The sequence below is a fragment of the Streptomyces sp. NPDC060209 genome (assembly GCF_042728155.1).
Lineage (GTDB): Bacteria > Actinomycetota > Actinomycetes > Streptomycetales > Streptomycetaceae > Streptomyces.
Window position 1 is genome coordinate 1 of sequence record NZ_JBHWZS010000299.1, and the last position, 10,676, is coordinate 10,676.

General features: G+C 72.9%; 8 protein-coding genes. 1 reads left to right on the forward strand and 7 read right to left on the reverse strand.

Annotated features, from left to right (window positions below):
• Positions 1 to 38 precede the first annotated feature (38 nt).
• The 7 genes from ACFWFI_RS35500 to ACFWFI_RS35530 form a co-directional block, all read right to left on the reverse strand.
• Positions 39 to 2,210: an MMPL family transporter gene (locus ACFWFI_RS35500; RefSeq protein WP_387398538.1), complete on the reverse strand. Its 2,172-nt coding sequence runs from the start codon at positions 2,208 to 2,210 to the stop codon at positions 39 to 41.
• Positions 2,211 to 2,250: 40 nt separating this feature from the next.
• Entirely contained in the window at positions 2,251 to 2,799 is a 549-nt protein-coding gene (locus ACFWFI_RS35505) for a TetR/AcrR family transcriptional regulator (protein ID WP_387398540.1), read from the reverse strand.
• Positions 2,800 to 3,007: 208 nt separating this feature from the next.
• Positions 3,008 to 4,357, reverse strand: a complete 1,350-nt coding sequence (locus tag ACFWFI_RS35510) for an amidohydrolase (protein ID WP_387398543.1) — start codon at positions 4,355 to 4,357, stop codon at positions 3,008 to 3,010.
• A 71-nt stretch (positions 4,358 to 4,428) separates the two neighbouring features.
• Positions 4,429 to 5,727: an amidohydrolase family protein gene (locus tag ACFWFI_RS35515; RefSeq protein ID WP_387398546.1), complete on the reverse strand. Its 1,299-nt coding sequence runs from the start codon at positions 5,725 to 5,727 to the stop codon at positions 4,429 to 4,431.
• A gap of 162 nt (positions 5,728 to 5,889) precedes the next feature.
• On the reverse strand, positions 5,890 to 6,603 hold the full coding sequence (locus ACFWFI_RS35520) for a GntR family transcriptional regulator (protein WP_387398555.1): 714 nt from the start codon (positions 6,601 to 6,603) through the stop codon (positions 5,890 to 5,892).
• 46 nt (positions 6,604 to 6,649) lie between these two features.
• On the reverse strand, positions 6,650 to 7,126 hold the full coding sequence (locus ACFWFI_RS35525; RefSeq protein ID WP_387398548.1) for a hypothetical protein: 477 nt from the start codon (positions 7,124 to 7,126) through the stop codon (positions 6,650 to 6,652).
• A gap of 95 nt (positions 7,127 to 7,221) precedes the next feature.
• Positions 7,222 to 9,636 (reverse strand): GTPase-associated protein 1-related protein, encoded by a 2,415-nt coding sequence (locus ACFWFI_RS35530; protein ID WP_387398550.1) that lies wholly within the window; start codon positions 9,634 to 9,636, stop codon positions 7,222 to 7,224.
• 196 nt (positions 9,637 to 9,832) lie between these two features.
• Between ACFWFI_RS35530 and ACFWFI_RS35535 the strand changes: the two genes are divergently transcribed.
• The gene (locus tag ACFWFI_RS35535) at positions 9,833 to 10,669 is read left to right on the forward strand and encodes an alpha/beta fold hydrolase (RefSeq protein WP_387398553.1); all 837 of its coding nucleotides are present in this window, start codon (positions 9,833 to 9,835) and stop codon (positions 10,667 to 10,669) included.
• The last annotated feature ends 7 nt before the right edge of the window (positions 10,670 to 10,676 follow it).

Genomic DNA, 10,676 nt, shown 5'->3' on the forward strand with positions numbered 1-10,676 from the left:
CCCTCGGCGTGTTCGAGGGGGCGGGGGCACCGGCGTGCTCACGTCTTCACGAGCTCCACCGGCTGAGGCTGCACCGGGATCTCGCGGTGCAGGCGCTCGCCCTCGATGTCGAGGTCGGGCAGGACCCGGTCCACCGGCCGGGGCAGCCACCAGGCGGCGCGTCCCAGAAGGTGCATGACCGCCGGCACGAGAGCCATACGGACGACGAAGGCGTCGATGAGTACGCCGATCGCCAGGGCGAACCCGATGGACTTGATGATCGGGTCGGGCATGAACACGAATCCGCCGAAGACGGCGGTCATGATCACCGCCGCTGCCGTGACCACGCGTGCGTTGTGGCCGACACCGCTGATGACGGACTCCCGGGCGTCGGCGCCGTGGACGAAGTCCTCCCGCATCCGGGAGACGAGGAAGACCTCGTAGTCCATGGCCAGCCCGAAGAGGATGCCGATCAGCAGGATGGGCAGGAAGCTGACCAGCGGCCCGGACGTGTCGAGGCCGACCAGTTCCGCCAGATGACCCTCCTGGAAGATGGCGACGGTGATCCCGAAGGTCGCGCCGATGGTCAGCAGGAAGCCCAGCGCCGCCTTGACCGGCACGAGGATCGACCTGAAGACGAGCATCAGCAGCAGGACCGACAGGCCGACCACCAGCAGGAGATAGACCGGCAGCGCGGCGGCGAGCTTCTCGGAGACGTCGATGCCGACCGCGGTGGCACCGGTCAGCGAGACTGTGGCGCCCTCGACGTCCGCCACCCGGTCACGGATCTCGTTGACGGTGTCCTCGGTCGTGGCGGCGGTGGGGCCGGTGTCGGGGATCACGGCCAGGAGGGCGGTGGTGCCCTTCTCGTTCATCTGCGGGGCGGCGACGGCCAGCACCCCGTCGGTCTCCATGACGAGCGCGGCGGTCTCCTTGGCCGCCGCACCGGTCGCCTGCGCGGTGTCGCCGGAGACGACGGCGACCAGGCGGCCGTTGAAGCCCTCGCCGAACCCCTCGGTGGTCAGGTCGTAGGCCTCGCGGTTGGGCGACCCGACCGCCTCGGTGCTCGCGTCGGGCAGTGCCAGACGCATGTCCTGAACGGGCAGCGCGAGAGCGCCGAGGCCGATCACTCCGAGGACGAGGACGGGGACGCGCAGCCGCGCCACGATCCGGCCCCAGCGGAAGCCGAAGCCGGCTTCGGCCTCCACGGGAGCGGAGACGGGCGTCCGGTCCCGTGTCCTGTGCTTCCGGGGCAGGACGCGGGTGCCCGCGAAGCCGAGGACGGCCGGCAGCAGGGTGAGGGACACCAGCACGGCGAGAGCGACCGTGGCCGCGGCGGCCAGGCCCATGACCGTCAGGAAGGGCACACCGGCGACGGCGAGTCCTGCCAGCGCGATGACGACGGTGGCGCCCGCGAAGACGACGGCCGAACCGGCGGTCCCGGCCGCCCGGCCGGCCGCTTCCTCCCCGTCCATGCCTTCCGAGAGGTAGTGGCGGTAGCGGGACGTGATGAACAGGGCGTAGTCGATGCCGACGGCCAGGCCCAGCATGAGCGCCAGGATCGGCGCGGTGCTGGTCAGCTCCACGGTGCTGCTCAGGGCGAACAGTCCGGCCATGCCGGCCGCCACGCCGACCAGGGCGTTCAGCAGGGTCATGCCCGCCGCCACCAGGGAGCCGAAGGTGAGGACCAGCACGAGGGCGGCGACCGCGACACCGATGATCTCGGTCGAACCGATCTCCGGGACGCCCCGCATGATCTCGCCGCCGTGTTCGACGCGCAGGTCCGCGACGGACGCGCCCGCCTCCGAGAACGCCTCCCGCTGCGTGTCGGTGATGCCGTCGACACCCGACTCGAACTGCACCTGGATCAGGGCGTAGCGGCCGTCCTGCGAGACGGCCTTGGACACGAAGGGGTCGACGGCCGCGAGGACACCGGGGACCTTCGCGGCCTCCTCGGTCACGGGAGCCACGCCCGAGGGCGTGAGCTTCCCGCCCTCGGGCGCCGCGACGACTATGGTCCCGGTCGCGCCGCCTGCCTGCGGGAATTCCCGGGCGAGCGAGTCCAGGGCCTTCTGTGACTCGGTGCCCGGGATCGAGAACTTGCTGGTGGTGGGCCCGCTGAAGGCTGCGGCGCCTCCTCCGAGCAATGCGAGCAGCAGAAGCCAGAGGGCGAGGACACGCCCTCGGCGGCGGAAGGACAGCCGGCCGAGCCGGTACAGCAGGATTGCCATGCGAAAGAGACGTCTTTCTCTTCGATCTGGACGACTTCTGTCAGCCGGTCGGATGCCCGAGGGTTCTCAGCGCTCCCTGGACCAATTCGGTACGCATCGTGTCGGGTTCGACGTCCACGTCGGCAGCGACCGTGACGGCCACGCCGCCGATCACCATCTGCGCCATGACGCGCGCACGCGGTTCCCGTGAACGGCCGGCCAGCGCATCCGCGAGCTGGTCGACCGCGCGGGGGATGACGGCCAGTACCGGATGGCCGAGCATGTCGGGCAGCTCGGCAAAGATGATCTTCACTTCCAGGTGGAAGCGCATCGCGAGGCCGACGTAGTCCGTCACGGCCGACTCGACGGCCTGGTCACCTTCCAGTGAGGCCAGCTCGTCGCTCATGGCGGAGAGGCTCTCGGCGGGCGGTGTCAGCAGCTCGGTGAGGATCGCGTCCTTGCCGGCGAAGTGGTACAGCAGGGACGCCTTGGAGCAGTGGGCCCCGACTGCGATGTCGTGCAGGGAGGTCCCCTTGAAACCGTGTTCGGCGAAGAGACGCAGTGCGGAATCGAGAATCTGACGACGCATCGCGGAAGGCGGACGTGGCATGCGCCCACCGTAGCTGACCGATCGGTCAGGTGATTTCTGTGACGCACGCCACTTCCGGATTGTGGTCCTCGGCCGGCGGGAAGTCCGCGTCGCCGTGCCGACGGCATCCAGGAACGGGCGATGGCCCTCCATTGCGGCTGGAGGGCCATCTGCGGGCTCGGTCTCGACCGGAGGCGACGTGATCGTGAGGGGAGGGGGCGGGCGGACGCTACCTGCCCGACGGCGCGCCCCGGCCCAGGAACTCTCCGTCGCGCGCGACGACGACTCCGCCGTGCACGACCATGTCCCGGCGGGGCATGTCCACGATGACCTGAGGCAGGCACTCGCCCCGCAGGAGGACGAAGTCGGCGGGGGCGCCCGGCTCGAGGTCCGCGTGCGCGAGGCCCATGACGTCCGCGCCCCCGTGGGCCGCGACGCGGTAACAGTCCGTCAGTTCCTCGTCGAGGCGTACGTCCGTGACCCATCCGAGCAGGTGTGCGCGGTGCAGCATGTCGGCGTTGCCGAAGGGGCTCCAGGAGTCGCGCACGCCGTCGGAGCCGAGCCCGACCCGCACTCCGTGCTCGCGCAGCCGTGCGATCGGCAGGACCAGGGAGTCGGACGGCGCCACCGTGGTGAGCGCGATGTCCAGATCACCCAGTTCGGCGGCGATGGAGCCCAGTTCGCCGTCCGTCAGGCCGGGCAGGCAGAAGACGTGGCTGACGGTGACCTTGCCGGTGAGGGACAGGGCGCGCGTGCGGTCGATGATGCCGCGCAGGGCCTCGATCCCCTTCGCCCCCCGGTCGTGCAGGTGGATGTCCACGCCGATGCCGTGACGGTCCGCGATGCCGAAGACGAGGTCGAGCTGCTCGTCCAGGGCCTGGTCGAAACCACTGGGGTCGATGCCGCCGATCATGTCGACGGCGCCGGTGCGCGCCGCCTCCTCCAGCAGCTCCGCCGTGCCCGGCGTGCGGATGACCCCGTGCTGCGGAAAGGCCACGATCTGGACGTCCAGGGCGTGACGGAGCCGCTCGCGGGCCTCCGCCAGTCCCTCGACCCCGGCCAGGTCGTAGGCGGGGGCCACATCGGCGTGGGCGCGCATCGCCCGCGTGCCGCGGGTGACGGCGTGGGTCATCAGGCCGTACGCACGTTCCGCGACGGACCGGCGCTGGCTGTGGAACAGGTCCACATCCTGGGCGACGTAGTCGGCGATGCCGCTCGCCGGCCGACGGGACACCCAGGATCCGCCCCAGGTCGTCTTGTCGGGGTGGATGTGCGCGTCCACGAGGGACGGCAGTGCGATCCGGCCGCCACCGTCGACGACCTTCGTGCCGCGAGGCGCCGGGCCGTGCGAGACGCGGCCGTCGACGACCACGAGGTCCGTGGGCTCCGGAGCGCCGAGCGGGCGTACGTCGCGGAAGACGACGGTCCTGCTGCCGCTCTGTGCGGCACCGGACGGTGCGGCTTCGGCCGGGGCGGCGCCGGCCGCCGTCGTGGTGGCCGTGGTACCGGCGAGGGCGGCGGCTCCGGCCAGCATCATGCGACGGGAGAACGTGCCGGGAGTGGGCGAGGACGGCTGCATGGGGGACTCCTGCTGCGGGTCGGCGCGGTGGGGGACGAGGAGAGGGCTGAAGGGCGGGCGGCCCCGCCGGGTCAGAGTGCGACGCCCGCCCGGACCACCCGTACCGGGCGCGTGAGTACGGCGACGTCGGCCAGCGGGTCGCCGTCCAGGAGGATGGCGTCGCCCGCGAAACCGCGCGCGAGGCGGCCCACGCCGCGCTCCAGTCCGAGGAGGCGGGCAGCGCCCGTCGTGGCGGTGCGGATCGCGTCGAGTGCGGGCAGCCCGGCCGCGCGCATCAGCTCCACCTCCCGGCCGATCGGGCGCACCTTGCCGCCGGACGAATCGGTGCCGGCGGCGAGCGGGACGCCGAGTTCGTGTGCGGCGAGGACCGCCCGTTCCAGGACGGGGAGGTAGGTGCGCCCCCGCTCGGCGAGGACCGGGTCCGTGGACTGCGCCAGGCCGGCGATGGCGGTGAGGGTGGGTGTGAAGTACGTACCCCTGCGGCGCATCTCGACCAGGGTGCGCTCCCCGACGAACGCGCCGTGCTCCAGGGAGCGGATTCCGGCGGTGACGGCGTCGTGGCAGCCCTGTTCGCTGTAGCTGTGGCAGAGGACGCCCTTGCCCCGCCGCCCGGCCGCGGCGACGATCTCGGAGAGCTGCTCGTGCGAGTACACCTGGGCGAGCGGATCCTGTTCGGGCAGCCCGGCGCGTTCGTTGACCCGTGTCTTGATCACGTCCGCACCGCGGGCGACGTTCACCTCCACCACTCGGCGCAGCGCCTCGGCCGAGCGGACGCCGTCCTTGAGGCGGGCGAGCGGGGTGAGGTCGGGATCGGCGAGCACGGTCTCGCCGAGGTCCGGGGTGACGAAGATGCCCGCGGCGGTCAGCCTGGGCGCGAGATCCGGGCTGTGCCTGGCGAGTTCGCGGACGGCGATGTCCTGGTAGAACGACGTCGATCCGCTGCGCGCACTGGTCGCACCCTGGCGGACGGCGTCACGGGCCTCGGCGGCCGTACTCAGGTGGATGTGCGCGTCGACCAGGCCCGGCAGGACCCAGCGGCCGTGCGCCTCCAGGACGTCGGCGTCGCTCGGCACGGTGACGCTGCCCGGCGAGCCGGCCGCGCTCACCGTCCCGTCCCGGATGACGACGACGGCGTTCTCGGTGACCTCGCCGGTTGCCGGATCGAGGAGGGTGCCGCCCCGGATGACGAGGCTGCCGCCTCGCGTCGCGCCGGAGGCGTTCCGGGCGGCGGGTGACGCCGCGTCACGGTCCGCGGCAGCGGCCGCCGCAGGAGCCGCCGCGGCCATGGTCCCGGCGAGGGCCGCGGCACCGGCGAGAACGCCACGGCGGGTCAGCCTGGCGGAAGGCGGGGGGAGGGCTTCGACGCACATGAGAGCTCCTTGGGGGGAGTGGGTCGATGGCTACCCCAGTTTGTATACCAAGCGCGAGGCGGCGAGCAAGGATCATGTCGGTGAACAGCTGAAATGCGGGCTGGTGACCGGTTGTGTCCCTGGGTGAAGTGCCTACGTTCCAGTCTTGGTATACAAGGTGCGTCAGGCGTCGCCGAACAGCGAGCGCAGGGCGACGGCCCTGCTGTCGCGCACGTGCAGCAGTGTGCTGGCGGCGGCGGCCTCCACGTCGCCGGCGGAGATGTGCCGGTACATCTCCGCGTGCTGTGCGCGCATGTGCGCGGGCTCCTCGCGCATGCCGAACAGCAGCCGGAGCTGCCAGCTCAGCTGCTCCATGGTGCGTGCGAGCAGGGGGTTGCCCGCCATCGCCACGACCCCCTCGTGGAAGGCCGTGTGCGCGGCCACCTCGCGCGTCCCCTCGTCCGACGCGGCGGCAGCCTCGGCCTGGCGGAGGGTTGCTTCCAGCCCGGCCAGCGAGTCGGTGTCGCCCGTTGCCACGGCGCGCGCCGCGAGCCGTGACGCCTGGACCGCCAAGGGCTCCCAGACCTCGTACAGGTGCTCGACATCGGTGTATTCGAGGCGTCGCACGCGGACGCCGCTGTGGGGGAGCAGCTCCAGCAGGCCTTCCGCGACCAGCGCACGCAGCGCCTCGCGTACAGGCACGCGGGACATGCTGAGCTCCTCGGCGACCTCCCGCTCGACGAGGCGGGTGCCCTGCGCGTAGCGCCTGTCGACGACGCGCTGCAGGACGGCTTCACGTGCCTGTGTGCTGAGCGAGGCCGGCCCGGCCGTTCCCGGCGTCGGCGCACGGGAGCCGCTGTCGCGGACCGCTGAGCCGCTCCCGCTTCCGTCCGCCACCTGTTCCGCCTTCATCGTGGTTCGTCCGGCGTGGTCCGGACGAACCCTAGTCCTCGTCGGACCCGGACTCCGAGGTCACCTCGGCCCGCAGCAACGGGTGCACCACCCCGGGGAACACCCGGGCCCGCACGATCTCCTCGGCCGAACCGCCCTGCACCACGGTCTCGGCCACGCCCCACGGGCGCCCCGCCAGGTGAACGGTCAGCGTGTACGAGGACGAGCAGCCCATGCACTCGTAGCGGTCGGCCCAGACCTCCACGTCCGTGACGCTGCCCGGGTAGCGCTTCACATGCCGGTGCCGGGCGTGACAGCGGTCGCACGTCTCGCCCGGCTCACACGTACCGCCGCACGGACACGGCACGTCCAGCGACTCCGCGGGCCGCCACCTCTGGACGAGCACGGCGTCACGGGTGGCGCCCATGTCCTTCATCGCCTTCAGATTCCGCGCGGCGACGTTGTACGACTCGCCGGTGCCGGCCATCCGGTCCCGGATCACGTCCTTGCGTCCGCGGTTCGTCGTCATGCCGTCTCCTCCTGGGGTGTCACGCAGCCCGCCAGGAGGCACACGAGATCAGAACTTCTTACGGTACCTGCCGCGCGGCCCGCTCGACGACCTCGTCACCCCCTGCGCACCCGCCCAGCGATGCGTCTGCCGAGGCGCCCCAGCGATCGGGACGGCCGGTTCCAGGCGCGGAACGCCTCGAGGGTGCGGCTGTTTCCCTCGCGCTCCACGGCCTGCTCCACCGCCGCGAGGCCCTCGGGCGACAGGGCGCGCACCGCGGGGCGCAGCACCTCATCCAGCAGGGCGGTCCGGGTCCGGGTCCAGTCGCCGCCCGCGTGAGGATGGGCGTTCCACACGGTGAAGCAGTCCGCCACGTACGCGGGATCCGCGCGCAGCAGCGCCAGAACCGCGTCGCGGCGGGCGGCCCCGCCGTACGCCGCGATCAGGTCCCCGTCCCCGCTGTGCACGAACGCGTACAGCTCCTCCCCGGGCCGGTCGGGAGCGAGCAGCCGCTCCGCCAGGGCGCCGAAGGCGTGCTCCAGGGCCAGGGGCCCGGCCGGCTCCGCGCGGCCGCGCAGCGTCCGGGCACGGTCCGTCCAGCCGGGTTCCGCCGTCCCCGAGCGCAGCTCGCGCGCGAAGTCCAGCAGCATCAGGCAGGCGCGTACCCGGGCACCGAGCTCCTGCGGGAAGCCGCGCAGCAGCTCGTGGGCGAGCTCGGGGGCGTCCTCGTCGCCGACAGGGGCGGCGAGCGCCGCGTCGACCAGGTGCGACCAGGTGCCTGCCGTCCGGTGGGCGTCGGACGTGGTCTCGCCCAGCAGCGCCCGGGCCTCACCCGCCGTCGGGGTGTCCTCGCCCCACACGAGGCCGACAGCGGTCCGCAGCACCAGCGGCTCGGCGAACGGGGACATGCCCGCCGCGCGCAGCACCGTGTGCAGGACCGCCACCCGGTCCGCGCCCCGCGCCTTCGCACCGGGTGCCTCGGCGCACATCCGCAGATGCGGCAGGGCCTGCGTCCCGGTGAACGGCAGGGCGACCCGGATCAGCAGCCGTTCCGTGTCCGCGGAGTGGTCCGGCGCGAGCCGGTCCAGCTCACCCAGGAGCGCCGTACGGACGTCGAACTGTTCGTCCAGCAGATCCAGCAGCGCGCGGCACGCGCCCGCCTCGGGGTCGTCGAGCAACGCGCGGGCCAGCCGGCCCACGACGTCGGGAAGCAGCTCCGCGCAGTCGACGCCGAGCAGCCGTGCGATCCGCAGCAGCTGCACGGTCCGTGCGACGCCCCGGGGCACCCCGGAGGCGAGCTCGGCCAGCAGCTCGTCGCCGAGCTCCTCGACCAGCGCCGCGAGCGCGCGCTCCCCTGCGGGCTCATCGAACGCCGAACGCGCGGGCGGCTCCAGGGCCACGTCGCCGCCCCGCACCGCCTCCGTCACCAGCAGTGCCGCCAGCGGTGCGGTGACGGCGGCGGGACAGCGGCCGTCGAGTGCCGTCAGCAGACGGAGCGCCGCGGCGCACTCGGCGGCCGTACGGTCGTCGGCGGGCGCGGTCAGGGCGTCGGTCAGCTGCCGGGTGCGCTTCTCGTCCAGCGCATAGGGCCGCTCGGCCGCCCAGTCGGCGGCCGCGGCCCGCTCGTCGGACCCGAGCGCGATGCCGGCACCGAGCGCGGTGACGGCGAGAGGCCCGGCGGCGAAGGGCTCGCCCGGCAGCTCAGCGGCCTCCCGGAAGAGCTCGGGGGCCCGGCTGCGCCAGATCCGGGCGGCGGTCCCCGCCCAGGCGTCGTCCGCCGCCCCCGAGGGGCGCGGACCGGATGCGGCGTGCACGCGGAACCGCGGATCAAGGATGTCGGGCGCGTCCTCGGGAAGGACGCCGATGACCTGGTGCGCGGCGCGCCCGGGATTCCGGGTGTACGTGGTGAAGGTCAGCCGCTCGGCATGCTCCCGGGGCAGTACGGCGGTGGCCAGCGCGACCCAGCGGGCCACGTCCGCACTCTGACGCTCCACGAGCACGACCGGTGGCGCGGACGGGTCCTCGCTCACGCGGCGCAGATCGCTGAGCACGGCGGCGAGCCACGGACTGCGGGACACCGCGAAGTCGCCGAGGCCCTCCCGGGTGAGCCCCCGCGAGGGGCCGTGCGCGGTGGACAACGAGGTCAGGGGGTCGGGCAGCAAGCGGTCCGGGGTCGCGGAGAGCCACCCCGCGGCCCCCCACGCCGCGACGGGGAGCACCCGGCCGGGTATCGGCGTACCGGGCAGGAGGTGTACGGCGTGGGCGTGGAATCCGCCCGCGCCCGTGGGCACCGTACGGCTGAGCAGATGGCTGCCGTCGGAGAGCGTGACGAAGCCGAACGCCACGGGCAGCGCGCGGAGCCGGGCATCGGTGAGCCGGTCGGGAGTGCCCTCCGGCGCGTCGTACGCCAGAAGCGGTGCGGCCTCCGCGCGCACCGGCCCGGCTATCGCGGGGTCCACCGCGGTGAACCGGCCGACGGGCACCTCGTCCCCGGACGTCACGGAGGTGTAGTGCAACTGCGGGAGGCTCATGCGTAGGCCCTCATCGTCCGTGCCACGTGCGTCCCCGTCACGCGCACCGGCCGCCTCTCGCCGCCCTGTCGGTGCGGCCCGGCCCGGCGGAGCGACGACCCCGGCGGGGAGCTTTCCGTAGTCGTGCGGGCGACGCTATCAAGCCCTGACGCCCCGTTGGGCCGCACACCGTCGGAGGACGCCCTAGGTTGGCCCCATGACCGAAGTGACGCTTTCCGCGGGAGTGGTGGAGTACGAGGACACGGGCGGCGACGGGCCCGTGGTGGTCCTGCTGCACGGGGTGGCGATGAACGGTTCGCTCTGGCGTCATGTCGTCGCCGGGCTGAGCCCCGCATACCGGTGCGTCGTGCCCACGCTGCCGCTGGGAGGACACCGCAGGCCGATGCGCCCGGACGCCGATCTGACGATCCTCGGAGTCGCCCACCTGGTGGCGGAGTTCCTGGAAAAGCTGGACCTGCACGACGTCACCCTGGTGATGAGCGACTGGGGCGGGGCCCAGGCGCTCGTCGCGGAGGGCAGGGACCAGCGGATCGGCAGGCTGGTGATCACGTCCTGCGAGGCGTTCGACAACTTTCCGCCCGGCCTGCCCGGTCGCAATCTGTACGCCGCGGCCAAGGCGCCCGGTGGGCTGCGGCTCGCCTTCGCCCTGCTGAAGCTCAAGCCGATGCGGAGACTGCCCGTGACCTGGGGGTGGATGAGCAAGCGGCCGGTCCCGCACGACGTGATGGACGACTGGTTCCGGCCGTTGTGGACCTCGGCCGCGATCCGGAGGGACCTGCGGGCGTACGTGCTCGGGGTGCCGCCCCGGGACAAGCTCCTGGCATGGGCGGACGCGCTGCGTACGTTCGACCGTCCCGCGCTCGTCGTCTGGGCGGCCGAGGACAAGGTGATGCCGCCCGCCCACGGCCGGCGGCTGGCGGACCTGCTGCCCAAGGGTGAACTGGTGGAGATCGCCGACAGCTTCACCCTCGTCCCCGAGGACCAGCCGCAGCGGCTGACCGAGGCCATCAGGACGTTCGTACCGCTGCCCTGACGAAGCC